Here is a 19,866-nt window from a genome sequence, read left to right as displayed (position 1 = left end):
GTTCAAGGCTTGCTCTTGGCGGCGGGCGCTGCTTCGACCGTGATCGCGGCGCCGTCTCGTAGCGCAAATTGACCGGTGACGACGAGCTGGCTGTCGCCCGGTAACGCGATGGCCGCCGGCCGGCCGCTTTGCGCGGTCGGCAAGGCGTGAAACTGCGCAGTACTCTGCCGGTTCAAAAACACGCCCAATTGTTCGCCGCGCTTGACGACGAATTCGGCCGGGACGTGCATTCGTTTATCCCTCCATAGCACGCGGCCGGCGCTGCCGGCTTCGGCGGCGGTAGCGGCAAAATCCAGCCGGGCGTCGTGCGTGCCGGTTTCGGTGCGGATGGCCGGTAAAACGCTGCGCAGTTTTAGAGGGTAGCGGTTGCCGTTGTGTTCAAAACTCAAGTCGCTCGCCTGCCGTAAGGCCTGGGTTTCCTGATCGGGGATTTGCGCCGACACTTCCGGCCGGCTGGTGTCGAGCAAGCGCACCAACGGCGTGCCGCGCGCGGCGAATTGGCCGATGGCGATCAAACGTTCGGTCACCACCCCGGCAAACGGCGCACGCACGGTGCAGTGCTTAATTTGTTGGTCGGTGGTTTCCAGACGGGCGCTATTCGCGGCCAGCTCGCCGCGCAAGACCGCCAATTGCGCGCGTTTTTCCTGGACCTGCTCGTCGGGCAGAGTCTGTTGTTGGGCCAGGGTTTCCGCTTGCTTGAGCTGCCATTGCGACAGTTCCAGTTTGGCTTGGGCGGCTAGCCTTTCGCCCTGCAGGCGCGCGCGTTCCAGTTCAAAGTTCCGGCAGGCCAGTTGCGCCAGGGCCGTGCCGGGCTTGACCGTGTCGCCGACCCTGACCGGCAGCTCGACGACCGAGGCGTCGATTTCTGCCGCGATCGGCGAGTGATTCAAACTGACGACCAGCGCCGGCGCGGCGGATTCGGGGTAAATGGCGACTTGGGCGAGCGGCGCGACCCGCACGGCAACCGGATCGTCCGCCCATGCGGCAGCCGATAGGGTTAACCACGACGCCGCCAACCACGCGGCAATCGGCTTTTCCAATGTAAACCTGGATGCGCGGGCCGTTGCCTTAGCGTGCGCCGCGCGGCGGGGTGGTTGGTTGGGAGTCGGGAAAACGGTCATGCCCATCATGCGCCGACTTTAAAACGGATTCGGCGCATGTTCCGCCAGCCGGCAACGACCAACAGCAAGCTTGGCAAGCCCACGCCGACGCAAGCCGCCAGCAGATTGGAGCGTCGAAAGGCATCGGCCGGCGGCGGGTGCCGAAATTGCGGAATGGCTTGGTAATCGCTGAACTCAGGCCCGTCCTGAACAAATTTTGGAAAATAAAAAGCCCGCAGCCGTTGGTGATATTCGGCGACGGCTTCCAGAAAGGCTTGTTGGTAGTCCTGGCCCTGACCGGTCAGTTGCTGAACCGCGTGCTGATAGACGATGGCCGGCGACAAAAAGCCCAGCCGTTCGACCAACTGGAGTTGGCGGCCTTGCTGGGCCGTGAATTCGGCCCGGCCGGGTGCCAGTACCCGCTGGGTTTCCTCGTCCAAGGCCAGGCGGGTCTGGATGTAGTCGTCGACATTGACGCTCCGGGTTTGCGGCACCCGGTCGGGATGATCGATCAAGTATTTGCCCAACAATTCGCTCTTGCGCTTGCCGACTTCAATAGTGGCTTCGCGGCTGGCGTCGATGAACGCCATCCGCGAGGGCAGCGGATACCACTGTTTCAAACCTAGATTCAGGCAGCCCGGCAACACAACCACCAAGAACAGCCACAGTCCCGCCAATAGCAAGCCGTTCTCGGCGCTGCCGTTACCGCGCGAATTGATCCAAAAGGCGCAGGCAAACCAAAACCACAGATAAACGCTACTGAGCAGCAGCCAGCCGCCCCAGGCCGCGACAAAGCTTGGCACATCGGCGGGCGGTTCCGCCAGCCATAGGGCCAGACTCAACGGGAGCAGCGTTAACGCGACGAACCACGCGGCCCTGACCGCGAAGCGGGCGGCTATGATGCGCCGCGGCGGAACCGGTTGGCAGCCGAGCAGGGCCAGCGTGCCTAGCTCGCGTTCGGCGGACAGTTGATTGTACGTCAGCAGCAAAATCGCGATCGGCAACAGCGTCAGGATCGCGAACGCGGCGTCGAAGCGGCCGAACAGCAAGCGCAGCGGGTTTTCCAGCGTGCGATGCAAACGCTCGTCGTAAGCGCCGCCGACTTCCCAGGCGTTGACCAGAATACAGGCGTTGTACAGATCGGTTTGGCCGACGGTCAGCGCCGCCAAGTCACCGTTTTGCCGGCAGATATGTTGCGCCATGCCGCCCAGGGTCAGCGCGTAGCGCGGATCGCGTTCCCGCTCCGCGACGGTTTTGGCCGGCGGCTGGTTTTTAGCGCGCAGCTCCTTGGCCATGTTCAACAATTCCTCGAAATCTTGGCGGCTCTGTTGGGCGTATTCGGCGATCAAGGCATCCTGGCCGGTTTGCCATTGCCTGCCGTTGTTGAAACCGAACAGTAAGGCCGCCGCGCACAGCAAGCTAGTCGCCCAAAATACCCGGTCGTGACGCAGTTGCCGGCACTCGATGCGGCATAAGCTCAAGCTTTTCATACCGAGGCCCCCGATAGCCGGGAAACCGCGTAGCGGGCAAACGTTACCGCCGCGGCCGTCCAAATTAGTAATAAAGCGATGGCTCTGGGATAGGGGCTTAGTGCTTCCCGCCAATCGGGCGGCCGATAACGAAACGCCGGAACGCGTTGGAAGAAGCTCGCGTCGGCTTTGATTAACGTGCTGTCCCAACCGTTGGCGTTCCGAGTTTGATGGCGGGAGACGTAATCGTTGAGGAGGCGGTTCAAGTGGCGACGATAGTGTTCGACTTGCCGGGTAAAGGCTTGATGCTGCGCCGGATCGTTGCCGGTCAGGGCCATCGATAACAGCGAGACGCCGGCGCTCGGCGCGATCAGCGTGCCCCATTCCAGCAAGCGGTTTTGCCGGGCGTAAATATCGTAGCGTTGGCGGTCGTAACGTTCGCACACCGCCCAGGCCGCTTCCTCGCCGACTTGCATACTCCGGCCCGTGTAATCGAAGGGCAGCTCCTCAACGCGCTCGACCCGGTACTCGGCGAGCAACTGCTTTTGCAAGGTCTGTTCGGCGCTTTCCCAGGATTGGCTCAGATCGGTCATGAAATTGACCCAAAACTGATGAGTGGACGGGACCGGATAAACGTAGCCGCCGACATCCAGCAACATGCGGGGAAGCGCGAACACCGTGACGCCCCAGAACACCAATAGCACTGCCAGCGCGGTGCGCGCCGAGCGGCAACAGGCGGACACGCCGAGTGTCAGAAACAACAGCAGAGTCAGATACAGTCCGTACAACACCACCAGTAAACCGGCGCGGGCCAGTTCGTCGCCGCGCGATTCGGCCGGCGCTAGATAGCCGGCAGTGGCGATACCGAATCCGGCAAGCGGCAACAGTATTGGCAATAGCGCCCGCGCGATGCCGGCCGCCTTGCCCCACAGCAGCAACGAAGGCCGCAGTCCGAGACTCAGCAATTGTCGCAAGGTGCCTTGCTCGCGTTCGCCGGCGAAAGCCGAAAAACCGAGCAGTATCACCAACAGCGGCAGCAGGGTTTGGGCGGCATTGGCCGGGTTCAAGTCGCCGAAGCGCTGCAGCGCGCTCATGTCCTGGGCCGGCGGATATTCCACTTCGCCTTGGATGTGGGCACCATTCAGGATCGAGGCGCCGACGTACGGCTCGATCCCGCCATCGACAATGGTCAGCGGCCGCGGCGTTTTGAAGGCGTACACCCCGTAATGAGCGGCGTCGTGCGGGTGTTTGGGGTCTTGTTGGCCGAAACGCCGATAGTCGTGCTCGGCGGCGATGTCGGCTTGATTCAGCAAATCCAGGTAGTTGCGCCAACCAAACCAACTGGCGGCGATGAATAATGCCAGTATCAACGCAGCCGCTAGCTTGAAACGGCCGTCGCGGCGGCATTCGGTGAACTCTTTTTCGGCGATGGCGGCAATCATCAGGCCGGCTCCGTGGCGCGCAAACCGGCCCGCATATAGTCCAGGTAAATCCGCTCCAGTTCGGCGGCGTTGGTGTCGGCGGTTTTAAGTACCGTCAGCAGTTGACCGGCCTTCATGATACCGGCCCGGTGACCGGTTTCCTTGACGCGAAACAAGTCGTGGGTCGCCATCAAGATGGCCACGCCGGCGTCCGCCAGTTTGACGAGCAGGTTGGAAAACTCGTAGGCGGCTTGCGGGTCCAGGCCCGAGGTCGGTTCGTCCAGCAATAAAACCTGGGCTTCCTTGGCGCAAGCCATTGCAATGCCGACTTTCTGGCGCATGCCTTTCGAGTAAGCGGCGACCGGACGGTCGACGGCTTCGTCCGGCAAGCCGGCCCGGCACAGAAAGTCGCGTAAGCGGGTTTTGTCATAGCGATGGCCCGACAAGCGGCTGAAATAGTCCAAATTTTCCAGGCCCGAGAGCCTGGGATACAGCGCGACGTTCTCCGGCAAATAGGCGACCCGTTGCCGAACCCGATCGGGGTTTTGGTTGACGTCCAGGCCGGCTATCCTGGCCACGCCGGTGCTGGGCTTGATAAAGTCCAGAAACAGATGAATCGTCGTGGTTTTGCCGGCACCGTTGGCGCCGAGCAAACAAAAGATTTCGCCGGGGGCAACTTGCAGATTCAACGCGTCCAGGGCTCGGATCGCGCCATAGTGTTTGGTCAGTTCTCGGGCTTCTATCATCGGAACGTGGCACCTCGGCAATGAAAAAAAGACTGCCGCGAAAGGCCTTGCTTCCCGGAGATATAAAACCTATATTCGACGCTTAATTTCGATCCGTTTCGAGCGTTTATCGTTATGTCAACCATACAAGTTTCCGAAGATATATTGCCGCTGGGGCAGTTCAAAACACAGGCTTCCGCATTGATTAAAAGCATTAATTCCAGTAACCGTTCCATCGTCATTACCCAGAACGGCAAGCCGGCCGCCGTGGTACTGTCGCCTAGCGAATTCGACCGGCTTAATAGCCAAGCCCGATTTGTCTCCGCCGTGAGGCAAGGTTTGGATGACATTCAGGCGGGACGGGTCATAGAGGACGAGCAACTGGCGGAAGTTCTGGAACATAAAATTGCCAAATTGTGAAGTTGCGCTGGAGCGATCGATCCACGGACGATCTGGCCGAGATCTACTGGTATATCGCGCGTAACAATCCCCAAAACGCCAAGCAGTGGGTGGACAAACTCCGAAAGCGTGCTCGAGATGCCGCTCACTCGGCATTGATTGGCAGGATTGTGCCGGAGCTGGGCCAAGCCGATATTCGAGAAGTGTTTGTCGAGCACTATCGAATCGTCTATCGCGTCGAAGACGACGGCATATCGGTATTGACTGTATTCGAAGGGCATCGCGTGCTTAAGCTCTAAACTCCCTGGCTGCATTCGCTCGGTAGTTTCTTCGATGGAGACGGCGAAACACTTAAGCATCGACACGCCCGGCGATGTTGGCTTGTCTGGCTTTGGACGACCGCAGAGCGCTCCGCTTTTTCAGCCAGATATAGACGCCGGTGACCGATAGCATCGCGACCACCAAGCCCATCGCGCAAACGAAGATTTGGAACGGCAGTCCCCAGACTTTTGCCATGTGCAACGCAAACAGCCACATACTCAAGGTCAAGCCGAGGTTTTCGCCGGTCGGTAACAGTAGACCGCCAAACCGGCCGCTGTCGCTGTCGAACCAGATCGCGGTGCCGGCGTGGTCCGGGCTGAGGTCGCGGTCGCTTTTTACCACGTACAAAAACATGCCCTTCTCCGGTTGATAGGCCAGCGCCTCTTCCGCCAGCACCTGCACGTGCGCCGCTTGGGCTTGTTCGGCCATCAAACGCCGGCCGATCGCGTGCGCCTCACGCCAGGCAATGCGCGGTTCCGGGCGCGGTTCCGGCAGATTCGGGACCGGAAATTGCCGTAAATCCGGCATATCGAACAGCGCGGCCATCACCGGTTGGTAGACGGTTTCGCTCAAATTGAAGCCAACCGACGACCAGGCGAACACGAACAGCATCAGCCAGGTCCACAAACCGCCGGCCCGGTGCAAGTCAAAATTCAGCCGAAGGGCCGAGGCCGGCCATTTGATTTTCCAGGCAATCGCCCAACGCGACCAAAAGCCGCGCGAAGTTGTTCCCTCTCCTTCAGGGAGAGGGTTAGGGTGAGGGGATTTGCGGCGCACCGGGAAGGTCAGGTAAAACGCGACGAAGCAATCGACGGTCCAGATCAGCGCGGCGATGCCGAACAACCAGACCCCGACTTCGTCCAAGGCCAACGAATAGTGCAAGCTGTAGATTACCCGGAGGATGTTGTGGCGGGTCAGCGGCCACAAGCCTTCGTCCTTGCCGTAACCGAGCAACTCGCCGGTATAAGGATCCAGCCGTAGGTTTTGATAAGCCAGTTCGTAGGGTTTGCCGGTGGCCGGATCGGTGCGCGGCGTCAACCCCGCTTCGAAAACCCGGTTGGATTCCCGGCTTAACATCAGTTGGTTGATGTACGCATGCGGTTCCAGTGCCAAGGCTTGGTCGCGCAATATAAACTCGTCTAGCATCGCTTGATCGCGAAGTTCCACCCGATACAGGTCGGAATTCAGCCAGTCGTCCAATTCGTGGTAAAAGGCCAGCACGCAACCGGTCAGACCGGCCACGCTCAAAAAGAACGCCATGTACAAGCCGGCGTAACGGTGTACCAAAACCCAGAAGTGTCGCGTCATATAAAGTTTGTTAAAGGTCGTTTAATCCATAAGACGAATCTCGGCGTTAAATCCAGACAGAAATTTGCGATTTATCGCATCTAGCGACCTAACGGTCATTGTCTCGAAGCAGGAACAGATGGGCCCGGCAGCGGCTTCAGCCGCGATCGAAAGCCCCTTCGGATAGGCGTGTGTCCGTAATTTTCCCTACGACTTTTGATGCTCGATAAAGCAACTTCGCCTCGAAAGCCCCGTTAATCCTCGGCAGTGTTCTCCCGGCACGGCCGAACGGAAAACCCGCCAACACGGCCGGGAGAATCGGCAACGAGGACCGTCAATACTCGACGTTGACCGAGCCGATGAAACTGCGCGGGTTGCTGAAACTGACGTAGCCGTAACCGGAGTCGGTCACCGGCGACGCGTCAGTGAAATAGCGTTGGTCCAGCAAGTTGTCGACGTTCAGTTGCGCCGTCACTTTCGATTTGCCCACTTTGAAGCTGTAGCCGGTCATCAGGCCGACCAAGGTATTGCCGACCGAGCGGGTTTGGTTATTGGCATTCACGACATAATCGCGCAAGCTTACGCCGCCGCCGAATTTCAAGCCCTTGGCCGGCCCCTGTTGGATTTCGTAGGTAGTCCAGGCGCTGGCGGTATTTTCCGGCACAAACTGCAAGCGGTTGCCGACTTTGATCTGGCCGGAGATGTCCGAACTTTTGGTGACGCGCACGTCTTGGTGGGCGTAGGTCAGGATCGCATTCCAGCCGGGCAGAATTTCGCCTTGAATGTCCAACTCCGGACCGCTGCTATTGACTTCGCCGACCGACAGATAACAAAAATTGCCGCCGCACGCCGTGCCGCGGCCTACGTCCAACGTGGCAACGTTTTGTTTGGTCAAATCGTAATACGCCAAAGACAGGCGCAGCCGGCCGTCGAACCATTCGGATTTGGCGCCCAGCTCCCATTGTTGGGCGGTTTCCGGCGCCAAGGCCTTGCCGAAGGCCGCGCCTTCCACGAACGCAAACCGGCCGGTATTGGCGCCGAAATTCTCGACGTAATTGCCGTAGACGCTGAGCCATGTGGCGGGTTGCCACAGCACCGCGACGCGTGGGGTCACGTCGTCGTCGGTTTGCGGCAGGCCGAATTCGTCCGGCCGCAGCACGCCGTCCGCGCCGCCGCGAAATATTTTCGAATGCACATACTGGTAGCGAAACCCGCCGAGCAGATGAATATTATGCGGAAGCTCGATTTGGTCCTGTAAATAGGCGCCGAAATTGTCGGTTTTTTGGGCGAACAGCTGGCGCAAACTGGGGTCCAATACCACGCCCGGACCGGGGTGGGCTGGCTGGTTGATGTTGATGTCGGAAAGCGTGAAACCGATGCCGCCAAAGGTGAGGTCCTGAAAATAATCGGTGGCGTAGTGGTCGCCGCCGATCAGTAAGGTGTGTTTCAACGCGCCGGTCGTGAAATGGCCGGTCAGGTCCAGAATATTGGCCAAGGTGTCGTTGGTCTCCGGATTGATTCCGTAAACCACCCGGCTCAAGGTGTTGCCCGCCAGGAAAAACGGCAAGGTGCTGGGGCCTTGCCGCACCTCGCGGCGCCGGAAGTTGACTTGATGTTTGATGCTCCAATCTTCATTGAACTGATGCGTCCAGTTGAAGCCGGCGAAGTAGCCGTCGGTCGTGGCCAGGTTTTTTTCGCCGAGGTTGCGCTGGTGGGGCAGGTCGATAAAGCGGTTGTTGCCGTCGATCGGCAAAATCATGAAATCCTCGCTGGCCCGCTTATGCTGATACTCCATTTCCAGCGTCGCCTGGGTTTTGGCGCCGATTTGCCACTGGATGACCGGCGCGATGAATTTGTCGTCGCTTTCGACCAGATCGCGGTAGGAATGATTACTTTGAAACGAGGCGTTGACCCGGTACAGCAAACTCGCGTCAGGGTTGATCGCGCCGGTCGCATCGACGCTGGTCCGAAACAAATCGTAGGAGCCGAACTGTTGGTTGATCGCGTAGTAGGGCGTGGCTCTGGGTTTTTTGGTGATGACGTTAATCATCCCGCCGGGCTCGACCCGGCCGAACAGAATCGCGGCCGGCCCTTTCAGGACTTCCACGCTTTCCACGTTGGCCATTTGTTGACCGTTGCCGTACCAGGTGCTGCCCCCATCCATCCGAAAACCGTTGCGGAACAAGGTGCTGGTCGCAAAGCCGCGCAGCGTGTATTGCTCGGCGTTGCTGGGGCCGGCTGAATTGTTGTTGCCGTTGGCGACGCTGACGCCGCTGATGTTCTTCAAGGCCTGATCGAGGCGTATCACTTGCTGGTCCTTCAAGACTTGCTTGGAAATCACCTGCACGTTCAGCGGCGTCGCCATAATCGGCGTATCGGTTTTGGTGCCGGAGCTGGCGTTCGGCAACGCGTAATCGGGATTGTAGGGATCGGTGGCGTCGTAGGCGGCTTGGCCGACCACCTTGACGGCCGGTAAGGTAGCCGCCGCGTCGGGCGTCTCGGGATTGTCCGGATTTTGCTGGCTCGGTTTGATTGCCAAGGTATGGTCGTCAACCGTTTGCACGTTCAAAGTGGTGCCTTTCAGCAAATGCCGGAGGGCGTCCGCCCGGCTGTAGCGGCCGTCGATGGCCGGGCTGCTCAGGCCGGTTACGCTTTCCGGGCGGAAGATCAGTTGCAGGCCGGTAGCGCGTGAGTAAGCTTCCAAAGCCGCCGCCAGCGGTTGCGCCGGCATGTGCAAATCCAGATCGGCTTCCACCGCGTGGGCGCTAGCCAACTGCAACCCGGCCAGGGCCGCCGCCAGCGCCCAGCGCATTGTTTTGGACTTGCCCCGAGCGGATGGCTGATGGTTTGATGGGCGATGGTGGTTCGGCATGGGCTATCTCCTTGATGACCGGGACTCGGTTTTCGATCCCTATGCGCACTAAGCCAAACGAAGTGGCTGCTTACCCTACCTCAAGCGTGAAAAAAAGAATGCATCGGACGCTGACGACGCTTTGCAATCACATGAGATGAAATTTGCGGAGACGGGAATAAGGCAATACGCTGTCATTCAAAATTGTAACGGTTTGGCTAAGCGGAGTAGGAATAAGGCGTTGGCTGAGCGGAGCCGAAGCCAGCGATTTCGCTTCGACTCCGCTCAGCGAGCGGCGTAGCTGACGTTGAGGTGTTCATTCCCCTGCTCCGTTGGGAGAAGGCGTTTTTACTTCGCGCTGAATAGTTACTCAAAATTTAGGTGCGATTAGCTTCTGTAATCGCACATTTCGAAGCCAACAATTCCTCCGATTACGTTACTGCTAATCGGAGCGGGCTGGCTTATTCACTGAAGCAATCGATGCAAAAATTCGGGACTTTGGGTTTGAGTTTTCGGCAAGCCGAAAACCAGCGGCAGCCGGACCAGCCGAATTTACACCCGCTTGATGAGGGTGTCGTAAAAGCCCCTCTCCTTGCGGGAGAGGGTTCTGTTTCGACTTTTACGACACCGTCTTGATGGGGAAATAATTCCGGGCTTGCATGACCTTCATTGCCGGTGCCGCCGATAAATCGCACCGTTCCCATCGAAACCCGCCGCAGTGCGGTTTGAGCAGTCAGGTGTCCGCGTTCGATCGGCAGCGGTGTCGTCGCGACAGGCTATGTTGCCGTTGATACCGGCAGCGTTCTTATCTCAACACGCAGTGTCGCCAATTAAACATCCAGGGTTCCGCGACGAAGGTGTAGACCTTCACGCTGAACACGCGGTCTTCTAATATGGACAGTGGGCGCCGCTTGTTTAACACGCAAGCGCCACTGTTGATCGGACACGCGCCGCTGTTTGGCAGAGACGGCTGCCTGTTAATCAGCGACGGCTCGATGTTTAATCGAGATCGTCGCCTGTTCATCGGCGGATGTCCGGTGTCGAGTTGCGGAGCGCCGCTGTTAAACACGCGTCACTCGGTGTTTGCATTAGAAGCTTGCCTGTTGATCAGGCGTCGCTCGATGTTCTCGGTCCGTGTCCGCAATGGATTGTTCGGTGTTGTAATGGTAACTCGTCGAGTGATAAAGACCCTGAACAGCTTCGATTCGCCCCAACCGCGAAGGATCGAGCAAGAATCCGCCAGATCGGTGGCAACCTTCTGGCTCGGCAACCTGTAGCTCCGGGTCCGTCGCGCCGACGCTCGCCTCGCCAAGCGCCGCGATCGACAAGTTACGGTGCCGGTAAGGTTCGTCGAAGTTTTGGTGGATAGCGTTGGCGCTCCGACGGAGCAACGGCGTGGGCGCAATGAGCGAGATCGACCCATTGTTGTCAGATGAGGTGTAAATTGCGGTGACAGAAATGGGTTCCTAAGTTGCCATTCAGTATATTGGTGCGGTTAGCTTGCGAATTGCACAATTCGAAGTTAAGATTCCGGGGTAGCTAATCGGATCTACGCGGGCTTACAGGGGGTTGTAGAGATTGAACCAATCTAAGAACCCATACAGGTAATTACTCAATCAAAATGGAGATTAAATGAGACTGACCTTAGTATATTATATTTTCATCGCATTTACATTATCGGCTTGCGCGATTACCCCAAAATTAGAAAATTTAGCAAAGGAACGGCCAAATTTGGTTGGATTTTCTCAAAATACTATTGTCGAACGCTATGGAAAGCCAGATTCGACACATACAAGCTATATGGGAGCAAATAAAATTGATGTTTGGACCTATAATCATTTGGAATATAAAGTTCTTGCAAACACGGTTAGTCAAATAATGATAACCTTTATGGATGGCAGAGTGAGTAGCGTTTCTTATTCAGATCCTTATCGATATCGTAGGTGAGTTTTAATGCCTTGAGTGTGTTATATAGTTAGTGGATTGAAACAGCTGTGCTGTTGATTTAAATATTTTCGCCCTAAATTTTATAATTAGGTAACCTGCCTAAGAAATAAATAAGTCTTTAACAGGCTGTTGATTTTTGCAAAAATCAAATTTTCCATCACTAGATATAGCGGTCTACATCTATGATTTGTACTGTATATAGTACCTGGCTAACGGATAAGTTCATTTTTTCAACAACCTGTTAACAGGTTGGTGAAAAACTATTTTTTGCAATCAATATAGCACTATATTTAGCGCTGCAAGGTTAGATTTGGCACTAAGTAAAAAATTCTTTCAGTTAAATTTATTGTCTAGTGCATGGTTTTTCACTAATCTGTTAATGATAGTGAAAGTAAGGCAATAAATTTTACATTTCTCCAATTCAATTATAAAAAGCAATTCTATTTTATAAGTACTTTTCGTACATACTATAAGTCGTTATAAATGAATTATTTTTGTCGCTATTGAGTTAATTATCTATCAGATCTTTTGCTGTTTTAAAGCATAATATTTTTTTAACTTAAGTAATGCCTTAGGGATATAATAATTGGAAATAGTTAATATTGTAACAATATTTTTAAGCTCTAGTGTTTTAGCAGCACTAGTAACTGTTTTTTTTACCAGAAAATCGCATCAAGAAACGATTGCACTTAAATACATAACTGAAGAAAGAGCCAAATGGAGGGAGAAGATAAAGGAAACGATGTGCTTATTGAGTGAAGCAGTGAATTTGCCAAAATTAAATGGAGAACGTCTAAATAAAACAAGGATGACATCAACTTATTTAAAGCTTAGTCTGAATCCAGACCCCAATCATATCTTAGATAAGCAAATATTAACGTGCATAACCGAACTATGCTCCGAGCCAAATTATGAACGTTTCACCGTTTTGGAAACGAAAATTTCGCTTTTGCTTAAACATGATTGGGAAAGGGCAAAAAATGAAGCCAGATCACCAATTTCTAACCTTTTGTTGTTCGCATCAGTTATGGGTTTTATTTGGTGCATTTTTTATCTTATAATTAGAAAAACCTCAATTTATTCATTGATTCAAAATTTTCATTACTTTTCAGGAGCATATTCAGAGGTTGCTTTTTCTATCATTTTCATAGTAATTGCTATCTGGCTACTTATATTTTTAGTTAACAAAATTAGAGAATATAATCTGGATCGAAAAATAAAGATTCTAAACAAGTTATTGAATTAGTTAAAACGCTAAATACGACAACATAGATCAACGTATTCCTCATATCTTAAAATATTATTTTGATTTTTTTCTTCAAAGATTATGGCACATTAACTACAACCTGTCGTTCAAGTACCCGTGTAGTAAGTTTTTGTGTAACTTCTTTATCATCTATTACCAAAGTCAAAAATATACCGTTCTCACCTAATGGGAAAACTTTATTATTCCAACTACCGTGCCTTCCTGAAACATATTCAACAAGATTATTTGGGTATATTTCCTTTAAAAAAGTACTTTTTGAAAAAAGGATATCCGGCGATTTTGGATTGTTTCTTTCAGCATAAAGAACACCTTCAAACATAAAACCACCAGAGGTTTGGCCGTTATGAATATAAAGTGTTTTGTTCCAGTTTAACTCGATATTTTTATCAGATTTATTTTTTATTTCTAAAACAAAAGAATTACAAATTCCATCAGCACTGCAGTTCGGTATTAGTTTTGTGTCAAAATACTGGTTAGCTCCTTCGATTGTGACTGGTTCGGCTTCAAGTATGTATTGAATTTCACGTTTAAAAGCAATTTTCAGATTATCAAGTGATGATGCTATTATTTTAAAATCAACCCCTTTGCTTTCCAAGGCACTTCTCATGGCTGCTTGTGCATCGGCAAGCTTTGATTTATCTTCATTTGTAGTTAACTCTGAACCATAAATTGATAGCGTCATGGATTGTACTAATAAATTCAATACTGATTCATCTGCTCCATTTTTCAATAGCACTGTTGCTTGTTTTGAAAGATCAGTCGATTTATCCAGCATCCATGTTGCTGTCCTTTCATAACGATTCAAAGGAAGAATACTTTCCCATCTATCGATACTGACTGGTGAAATAGCGCTCTTCAATGTACTGTTTGGCTGTGCTTGTGAATAGTACTTATATTTATTTTGACTATAGTCATTTGCAGCATATTGTGAATTGATATGTTGCTTAGAACATCCAAATCCAAACAACAGCAAGAACAATACTTTTTTTGAAATCATTTTTTTATGTTGCAATGTAAGCATTTAATAATTATACGGAAATAATGATCAATATATCACTGAATACAATTACTGTTCATTATTTGGTTAGCTAAAAACAATATTTCAGAATTTAATCAATATCTAGTAGTCAGTTATGTTTTGCCTGCACTAAATATAATTTCTCTTAAGACTGAAAAATAGTTTTGCACTAACCTGTTAGAATCAAAAAACCTGAATAACTTCACGGTTTATATTTTTTAAATTTTCTGAAGAACATTAAGCATCTCCACTAGGTTAACAAATAACCGCTGAATCCATAGTGGCTGAAGTTGTAAAGTTTTCAAAAATACACTCTCTTATCTCTTTTGCTTTCTAGCTTTTATTAAACATTTCTGATTCATGCGGGTAAGCAGAAATATCTGCAGATTGCCCCCTAAAAAACATGTAGCTATAGTTTGCGATTTTAAACTCACAAAGTCTATTCATAAATCGACCTTGTTTGACAGCTTTATGGCTAGCAACTGCCCATTTGATGAAATAATTGAATGTCGCTTATTGGCCGATCACAGACATTCAAAATCTGGCGGGGTTTGAATTGTAACCCGTGGCGGCTTTGCGATCGGAACGACTGGCGGTTTTAATCGGAATACGTTGTTACTGTTCGAGAGAACGGCGCAAATCCTTGATGAGACGGTAGAGGTGCAATGAATCTGTCGGTGAGGGGGCAAAACCAAACCGCTCGTAGAACCGTTTTGCGGGGGAGTCCTTGGCGTGAACCGCAAAAGCACGAATACCGCCAATGTCGGCAGCCTGCAACGTGCGCAGCATCGCGTCTTTTAACAGGCCTGAACCAATCTTACGGCCTTGCCAGGCGGTGCTCACGGCCAGCCGCGCTAACAACATGACCGGCACAGGGTGACGGGCTAAGCCTTTGGTCAAGCGCTCCGGCGCATCGTTAAAAGCGACTTCGCCCACAACCAGGCTGTAGAAGCCAATGACGTCCTGGTCATGTAGACCGACATACGTTTGCGAAGCGTTGGCTTGCTGGTTGCCGAGGGCATAGCGAATCAGAAAGCGGTCAAGCTCCTCGTGCCCACAGGTAAAGCGATCAACGGGATGATCGCGCCGTAGCTTCTCAATCCGAAACCCCGTCATTCGGTCGTCGGCAGATCAAAGGGGCTCGGCTCGCGAAGCAAGCGTTGAATCTGGGGTACAAGTTGTGGCGGCGCATCGAGCGCGGACATAAATTTTTCCCATTGCTCGGCATTGAGTTCAAAGCGTTGTCGCTCGGTAAGCGTTTCGGCGGCGCGTGCCAAGGCACTCGCCAATACAAACTGACTGACCGAGCAATGGGCTGCCTGGGCTGCCGCGCTCAAGGTCTGCTTGGCTTCGGGCGATAATCGCAGGTCAAGTTTGGTGGTGCGAGTCGATTGAATAGCCATAATGCCTCCTATACACAGAGGAGAGCAGTATAGCCGTCAGACGTTGTCATGACAATTATATCCAAAGTGGATTCACGAGGTCTGAAAACGCCGGATGTTCGTCGGTGACGAACGGCCCTTCTTATCGCTGATAAACCGCATTATCCAACCTTCGCTGAAACCAGTCCATGCCATTATTTGCCATCCAACTCTGCTTTAAATAAAGCAGCGCGAACACCACTACCGATTCGACGTCCGCCTCTGAAATTGCGATCGCTAAAATTGAATTCCGCCGAGAGGCAAAATTGCGCTTTGCGTTAAGCGGTTACAAGCGTTGTCGGTTTTCGGTAAATACCACGACCTCCGGCGATGGCCGGCGCGCCTCGGCGTTCAGCAACGCGGCGATGGCGGAGACGATGCCGTTCAGGTCGTCGGCCTTGAACACGCCGCTGATGCGTTGGCTGGCCAGTCCGGGCGAGGCCAGTTGGATGCGGACTGGATGGTAGCGCTCGATTTCGGCGGCCACCTGGGCCAAGCTTTGGTCGCGCCAGATGATTTCGCCGCGCCGCCAGGCTTGACGGGCTTCAATGTCGATGGCGATCGGTGCGGATTGGCGCCCGGATGCGCTATAGGCCAGTTGCTCGCCGCTGCGCAGCGAGGAGGTGGCGAGCGCTTGGGCATCCGCGCCGGAGCGGACTTCCACTTCGCCTTCGAACACGCTGACCGTGGTGGATTCCGGACCTCGATACACTGCGAATTGGGTGCCGATGTCGCGAGTTTCGCCGCCGTCGGCCTTGACCACGAAAGGTCGCCAGGGTTGGTGGGCGACTTGCGCGAACAGTTCGCCGCGTTCGAGTTCCAACTCGCGCCGGCCTTTGCCGTATCGAACCGTGACGTCGGTCGCGGTGTTCAATTCCAACAAACTGCCGTCGGCCAAGGTCACGCTGAGCCGTTCGCCGATGTCGGTATGGTAGTGTTGATAGTGCTCGCCGAAATAAGGGCTTCGCCAGAGAAGGCCAACCGCCAACAGCAGCGCCGCCGCGATACCGACAGGATAAAAACGGTTGGCGGCGGCGCGGCGGACGGGTTTACGGCTCAGCGGACCTGCATAGACCGACTGCAACGGACTCATGGCTTGCCACAGCGTTTCCAGGGTTTGATATTCGTGGCGGTGGTGCGGATCGGCGGCTAGCCAGCGCTGGAATTCCAGCCGGTCCGCCGCGCAGCAACCCGGCGAACGCAGTCGGGCAAACCAAACGCTGGCGGCCTCGGCTGGCGATGGCGCGCTGGGGTGGTCAGACATTGCCGGCCGCCGTCGAGTCATTGCGCGTCGCTAAAATGCCGTGGCGATTCATGTCATGGTTCCAGCAAGCCGGCATCTTGCAGGTACTGCCGACAAGTCAGCAGGCCGGCGCTGACGTGCTTTTCCACCATAGCGACCGAAATGCCAAGGATGTCGGCAATTTGCGGGTAGGTGTGATTATGAAAGCGATGCAGTACGAAGGCTTCGCGCCGGCGCGGCGGCATGGCGTCGATTGCGGCGCGGATCACGGCTTGAGTTTGCGACAGGCTTAATTGTTGTTCGGGATTGTGGTCCCGGCTGGTTTGCTCCTCGAGTGCCGCGTCGCCGTCGTGTTTGGCGTCGTGCCAGTCCCGGCGGTTCAGTACGTTGACGGCTAATTGGCCGGCGATATGAAACAGCAGGGCCTTGGGGCTTTGGATGTCTTGAGCGGGGATGATCTTCAACAGGCGCCGATAGGCTTCCTGGGCCACGTCGGCGGCATCCTGCGGACAATCCAGGCGCCGCCGCAACATGGCCTGCAAATCCTTCTGGTGGGTTTCTATCAGGCACTGAACCCTGTGCCTTGCCAAGTCGTTCATGGGTTGGGATGGATGCGGCTAGTGAATGCGTGAATTCTCGACGCATGGTACACCGCAAATTGTCGCCGCGCCAACGAGATACGCCGATTCGCAATCGATGTCCGCGGTGCTGTTGTTTGCTAGCTGCCGGCATACTATGGCGCAGAACGCCCGCCGTCTTCCAAGGGCGGGACCAACGTGGCGTTCCGTTTTGCTAGGTCTAATATTGAATGCTGATTGATCCCATAAAAAATCGTGGTTGACCGAAGGTTGGAAACATGATGCTTGGACTGTCAAAACCGGCGCCGGTGAAATAATATTTATCCAATAAGTTATTCACATTCAACTGAGCACTGACTTTGGTTTTTCCAACCTTGATACTGTAGGCCGCCAGCAAATCAACGGTTGCATAGCCAGGGATCGTAAATTGCGGCGCGAGACAGCACGTCAATTGACTGCTTTGCAGATTAACTCCGCCACCCAATTTGAAGCCTTTCAGTGTGTCGCTCTGAAATTCATAAGTACTGAAAAGGCTGGCGGTATTGCGCGGTACGCCCCAATAGCGAGTCCCGACCGGATACAAGCCCAAAAATGCTTCATTTTCCGGATTGGTTTTGCTGATAGTGGTGTCCGTATACGAGTAAGTGGCTATCGCACTCCAGCCCGGCAAGATTTCGCCTTGAATATCCAGTTCTGGACCTCGGTTGTGCACTTCACCAACTGCAAGTTGGCAGGGTCCGCCACCACATATATGCGACACATTCGGATCGGTTGAAGCGAGATTTGTTTTGGTTAAGTCGTAATACGCCAAAGTTGCACGCAAACGACCGTCGAAGAACTCGGTTTTTACGCCTCCTTCATATTGAGTAGCACTGGTTGGGTCAATTGTTTTACTGATACCTGGACTGACATAAGCTCTGCCGGAGTTGGCGCCAAAACCTTCAACATAGTTGGCGTAAAGGCTGAGCCAACTTTGCGGTTGCCACAGGATCCCGACGCGCGGTGTCACCGCATCTTGGGTCGTTGGATCTTGTGAAGTCACCGTGCCGGTGTAGTTTTGCGATGACTGCTTTTGATGGAGGCTGTCGTAAAAGCTAGCCCACACGAGATACGATAAAATATCCGCACGCCAACCCGCCGGAAATCAGTCGTGACAGCCGAATCGATCAGTAGACCCGTCAAAACCTTGTGTAGCAGCCGGCAATCTTCGCTATTCGATGACGTCGTGATTGAAGAGGTGCCCGAGTCTATCGCCCCATCCGCCTCTGGAAAGCCCTACATCCGTTTCGAAGCCCCCGATCCACGCGGATTGTCGATCAATGGCAAGCCGTTGCGCGAACATCTGCAACAGACCGGCTTAACCACGCCGCTGAAATTGCGTCCTCTGTTGGAATCGTTGTCCTTCGCGGACTTTGAAGTCCGTTACCAGCCCGGCGGGCGTCCGCCGTATGCGCCGCGGGCGATGGTCGGCATCATTCTGTATGGGATTTTGCAAGGCTTGAGCAGTTTGCGCGATCTGGAGCGCTTGGCCCGGTCCGACGTGGGTTGCTGGTGGTTGAGCGGCGGCATCATGCCGGATCATTCGGTCATCGGCCGGTTTGTGCGTCAACACGAAACCCTGTTGACGACCGAGTTTTTCGATGGCGTGACCCGTCAGGTCTTGAAAGTCACCGGCTCCGGGACGACCACGCTGGCCGGCGACGGCACTATCATCGAAGCCATGTCCTCGCGGTTTCAATTGATGCGGGAAGAAGCGCTCCAGCAAGCCTTGGTCCAAGCACAGGAAACGGTACGGGCCCATCCAAGCGATACCGCCGCTGCGCAGCGATTGAACGTGCTGGAACAGGCGCAAGTCGAGCTCACGGCGCGTCAGCAAAAACAGGCCGCCAAGGGCAAGGACCCCGCCAAGACTCAAGTGCAAAGCAACGAACCGGAGGCGGTGTTGCAACCGCAAAAGAATTCCAAGGACTTCCGTGGCAGTTACAAGCCAACGGTATTGGCCAACGATAGCCGGGTCATCGTCGCTTGCGACGTGCATCCCTCCAGCGAAACCGAAGTCATCCCGGCCTTATTGGATCGCGCCCAAGCCCTGGGCCTGGTCGAAACCGCCCTGTTCGACTCTGGTTTTTTCAGCGACGGCATCCTGGACGCGACCGAGCAACGCGGCATCGAACTGCTCTGTCCAGAAGGCCAAAGCCTAGGCGAAGACTGGAACAAACAATCGGACAAACAAATCCCCAAAAGCCGCTTCATCTATCAAACCGACGATGATAGCTATCTGTGCCCGAACCAACAACGGCTGACCCCGCATCACACCTGCAACGGCGGCAAACGCGGCCGGGCTTATACCGTCTACACCTGTGACGCCTGTAACGATTGCCCGCTGAAAAGCCAATGTATCCGTGGCAAGGGCGGTCGCACACTCAAGCGCTATGCCAGCGATGACCAAAAAGACGCCCTGCGCCGGAAAATGACCCAGCCCGAACCGCGCCAGCGCTACCGGCAGCGCCAAGCGATGGTGGAACCCGTTTTTAGTCAGCTCCGGGGCCGGCAGGGTTTAAACCGCTTTCGCCGCAAGGGCTTGGCCGGCGTCAAAGTCGAGTTCGCCTTGCATGCCATGGCATACAACCTGGGTCGCGCCTTGGCTGTTGCCATTTTTAGCGTTCTATATCAATGGCTGCGCTGGATGGCGGGCTGGTTTGCGCGCATATTGCATTTTTGGCATTTGCCCGCAACCCACCACGGATCTCGGCTGGTCCAGGAAAATAGGGCCGGTTTTTGAGGGTTGGAACGAAAAACTGGGGTTTTACGACGGCCTC

The 19,866-nt window shown here is 54.0% G+C and carries 18 protein-coding genes; 6 read left to right on the top strand and 12 right to left on the bottom strand.

The window, feature by feature from the left end; genetic code table 11:
* Nucleotides 1-2: 2 nt before the first annotated feature.
* The 4 genes from BJL95_RS05095 to BJL95_RS05080 all read right to left on the bottom strand — a co-directional run bounded on the left by BJL95_RS05095 (nt 3) and on the right by BJL95_RS05080 (nt 4,736).
* Nucleotides 3-1,040 carry an efflux RND transporter periplasmic adaptor subunit gene (locus BJL95_RS05095; protein WP_175463650.1) on the bottom strand — a complete coding sequence of 346 codons (1,038 nt, stop codon included), beginning with the start codon at nt 1,038-1,040 and terminating at the stop codon, nt 3-5.
* Nucleotides 1,041-1,126: 86 nt separating this feature from the next.
* Entirely contained in the window at nt 1,127-2,590 is a 1,464-nt protein-coding gene (locus BJL95_RS05090) for a DUF3526 domain-containing protein (RefSeq protein WP_071156015.1), read from the bottom strand.
* On the bottom strand, nt 2,587-4,011 hold the full coding sequence (locus BJL95_RS05085; protein ID WP_071156013.1) for a DUF3526 domain-containing protein: 1,425 nt from the start codon (nt 4,009-4,011) through the stop codon (nt 2,587-2,589). The genes BJL95_RS05090 and BJL95_RS05085 overlap by 4 nt, the downstream gene beginning before the upstream one ends.
* Nucleotides 4,011-4,736: an ABC transporter ATP-binding protein gene (locus BJL95_RS05080; protein WP_071156011.1), complete on the bottom strand. Its 726-nt coding sequence runs from the start codon at nt 4,734-4,736 to the stop codon at nt 4,011-4,013. Before BJL95_RS05080 ends, BJL95_RS05085 begins: the two co-directional genes overlap by 1 nt.
* 114 nt (nt 4,737-4,850) lie before the next feature.
* On the opposite strand from BJL95_RS05080, the gene BJL95_RS05075 reads away from it, so the two are divergent.
* Both BJL95_RS05075 and BJL95_RS05070 read left to right on the top strand, forming a co-directional pair.
* Nucleotides 4,851-5,135, top strand: coding sequence for a type II toxin-antitoxin system Phd/YefM family antitoxin (locus BJL95_RS05075; protein WP_071156009.1), 285 nt, complete (start codon nt 4,851-4,853; stop codon nt 5,133-5,135).
* Nucleotides 5,132-5,413: a type II toxin-antitoxin system RelE/ParE family toxin gene (locus BJL95_RS05070; RefSeq protein WP_071156007.1), complete on the top strand. Its 282-nt coding sequence runs from the start codon at nt 5,132-5,134 to the stop codon at nt 5,411-5,413. The genes BJL95_RS05075 and BJL95_RS05070 overlap by 4 nt, the downstream gene beginning before the upstream one ends.
* Before the next feature lie 52 nt (nt 5,414-5,465).
* Here the strand turns inward: BJL95_RS05070 and BJL95_RS05065 are convergent, their stop codons facing one another.
* On the bottom strand, nt 5,466-6,743 hold the full coding sequence (locus BJL95_RS05065; RefSeq protein ID WP_071156005.1) for a PepSY domain-containing protein: 1,278 nt from the start codon (nt 6,741-6,743) through the stop codon (nt 5,466-5,468).
* Nucleotides 6,744-7,056: 313 nt separating this feature from the next.
* The gene (locus BJL95_RS05060; protein WP_083385672.1) at nt 7,057-9,594 is read right to left on the bottom strand and encodes a TonB-dependent receptor; all 2,538 of its coding nucleotides are present in this window, start codon (nt 9,592-9,594) and stop codon (nt 7,057-7,059) included.
* Nucleotides 9,595-10,484: 890 nt separating this feature from the next.
* On the opposite strand from BJL95_RS05060, the gene BJL95_RS05055 reads away from it, so the two are divergent.
* The 3 genes from BJL95_RS05055 (at nt 10,485) to BJL95_RS23645 (ending at nt 12,766) form a co-directional block, all read left to right on the top strand.
* Nucleotides 10,485-10,850: a hypothetical protein gene (locus BJL95_RS05055; RefSeq protein ID WP_139306140.1), complete on the top strand. Its 366-nt coding sequence runs from the start codon at nt 10,485-10,487 to the stop codon at nt 10,848-10,850.
* A gap of 355 nt (nt 10,851-11,205) precedes the next feature.
* The gene (locus tag BJL95_RS24485) at nt 11,206-11,520 is read left to right on the top strand and encodes a hypothetical protein (RefSeq protein WP_139306139.1); all 315 of its coding nucleotides are present in this window, start codon (nt 11,206-11,208) and stop codon (nt 11,518-11,520) included.
* 586 nt (nt 11,521-12,106) lie between these two features.
* Nucleotides 12,107-12,766: a hypothetical protein gene (locus BJL95_RS23645; RefSeq protein WP_083385669.1), complete on the top strand. Its 660-nt coding sequence runs from the start codon at nt 12,107-12,109 to the stop codon at nt 12,764-12,766.
* Nucleotides 12,767-12,845: 79 nt separating this feature from the next.
* On the opposite strand, the gene BJL95_RS24480 is transcribed toward BJL95_RS23645, so the two are convergent.
* The 6 genes from BJL95_RS24480 to BJL95_RS23640 all read right to left on the bottom strand — a co-directional run bounded on the left by BJL95_RS24480 (nt 12,846) and on the right by BJL95_RS23640 (nt 18,152).
* The gene (locus BJL95_RS24480) at nt 12,846-13,808 is read right to left on the bottom strand and encodes a hypothetical protein (RefSeq protein WP_139306138.1); all 963 of its coding nucleotides are present in this window, start codon (nt 13,806-13,808) and stop codon (nt 12,846-12,848) included.
* A gap of 612 nt (nt 13,809-14,420) precedes the next feature.
* Complete coding sequence (locus tag BJL95_RS05045) at nt 14,421-14,921, bottom strand: GNAT family N-acetyltransferase (RefSeq protein ID WP_071155997.1); 501 nt, start codon at nt 14,919-14,921, stop codon at nt 14,421-14,423.
* Nucleotides 14,918-15,208 (bottom strand): DUF1778 domain-containing protein, encoded by a 291-nt coding sequence (locus BJL95_RS05040; protein WP_071155995.1) that lies wholly within the window; start codon nt 15,206-15,208, stop codon nt 14,918-14,920. Before BJL95_RS05040 ends, BJL95_RS05045 begins: the two co-directional genes overlap by 4 nt.
* Before the next feature lie 304 nt (nt 15,209-15,512).
* A complete protein-coding gene (locus tag BJL95_RS05035) occupies nt 15,513-16,490 on the bottom strand; it encodes a FecR domain-containing protein (protein ID WP_071155993.1) in 978 nt (325 codons plus the stop codon).
* A gap of 53 nt (nt 16,491-16,543) precedes the next feature.
* Nucleotides 16,544-17,068: an RNA polymerase sigma factor gene (locus tag BJL95_RS05030; RefSeq protein ID WP_083385665.1), complete on the bottom strand. Its 525-nt coding sequence runs from the start codon at nt 17,066-17,068 to the stop codon at nt 16,544-16,546.
* Between the two features lie 199 nt (nt 17,069-17,267).
* On the bottom strand, nt 17,268-18,152 hold the full coding sequence (locus BJL95_RS23640) for a TonB-dependent siderophore receptor (protein ID WP_254786689.1): 885 nt from the start codon (nt 18,150-18,152) through the stop codon (nt 17,268-17,270).
* Between the two features lie 45 nt (nt 18,153-18,197).
* On the opposite strand from BJL95_RS23640, the gene BJL95_RS05020 reads away from it, so the two are divergent.
* A complete protein-coding gene (locus BJL95_RS05020) occupies nt 18,198-19,829 on the top strand; it encodes an IS1182 family transposase (RefSeq protein WP_175463649.1) in 1,632 nt (543 codons plus the stop codon).
* The last annotated feature ends 37 nt before the right edge of the window (nt 19,830-19,866 follow it).

This window comes from Methylomonas sp. LWB (genome assembly GCF_001856095.1).
GTDB lineage: Bacteria > Pseudomonadota > Gammaproteobacteria > Methylococcales > Methylomonadaceae > Methylomonas > Methylomonas koyamae_A.
This window is presented reverse-complemented; position numbering and strand designations above follow the sequence as displayed.

Coding starts and splice junctions, on each gene's coding strand:
- BJL95_RS05065 (WP_071156005.1), bottom strand. CDS start 6,743: ATGACGCGACACTTCTGGGTTTTGGTACACCGTTACGCCGGCTTGTAC.
- BJL95_RS05085 (WP_071156013.1), bottom strand. CDS start 4,011: ATGATTGCCGCCATCGCCGAAAAAGAGTTCACCGAATGCCGCCGCGAC.
- BJL95_RS05080 (WP_071156011.1), bottom strand. CDS start 4,736: ATGATAGAAGCCCGAGAACTGACCAAACACTATGGCGCGATCCGAGCC.
- BJL95_RS05090 (WP_071156015.1), bottom strand. CDS start 2,590: ATGAAAAGCTTGAGCTTATGCCGCATCGAGTGCCGGCAACTGCGTCAC.
- BJL95_RS24480 (WP_139306138.1), bottom strand. CDS start 13,808: ATGCTTACATTGCAACATAAAAAAATGATTTCAAAAAAAGTATTGTTC.
- BJL95_RS05040 (WP_071155995.1), bottom strand. CDS start 15,208: ATGGCTATTCAATCGACTCGCACCACCAAACTTGACCTGCGATTATCG.
- BJL95_RS05060 (WP_083385672.1), bottom strand. CDS start 9,594: ATGCCGAACCACCATCGCCCATCAAACCATCAGCCATCCGCTCGGGGC.
- BJL95_RS05035 (WP_071155993.1), bottom strand. CDS start 16,490: ATGTCTGACCACCCCAGCGCGCCATCGCCAGCCGAGGCCGCCAGCGTT.
- BJL95_RS24485 (WP_139306139.1), top strand. CDS start 11,206: ATGAGACTGACCTTAGTATATTATATTTTCATCGCATTTACATTATCG.
- BJL95_RS05075 (WP_071156009.1), top strand. CDS start 4,851: ATGTCAACCATACAAGTTTCCGAAGATATATTGCCGCTGGGGCAGTTC.
- BJL95_RS05045 (WP_071155997.1), bottom strand. CDS start 14,921: ATGACGGGGTTTCGGATTGAGAAGCTACGGCGCGATCATCCCGTTGAT.
- BJL95_RS05030 (WP_083385665.1), bottom strand. CDS start 17,068: ATGAACGACTTGGCAAGGCACAGGGTTCAGTGCCTGATAGAAACCCAC.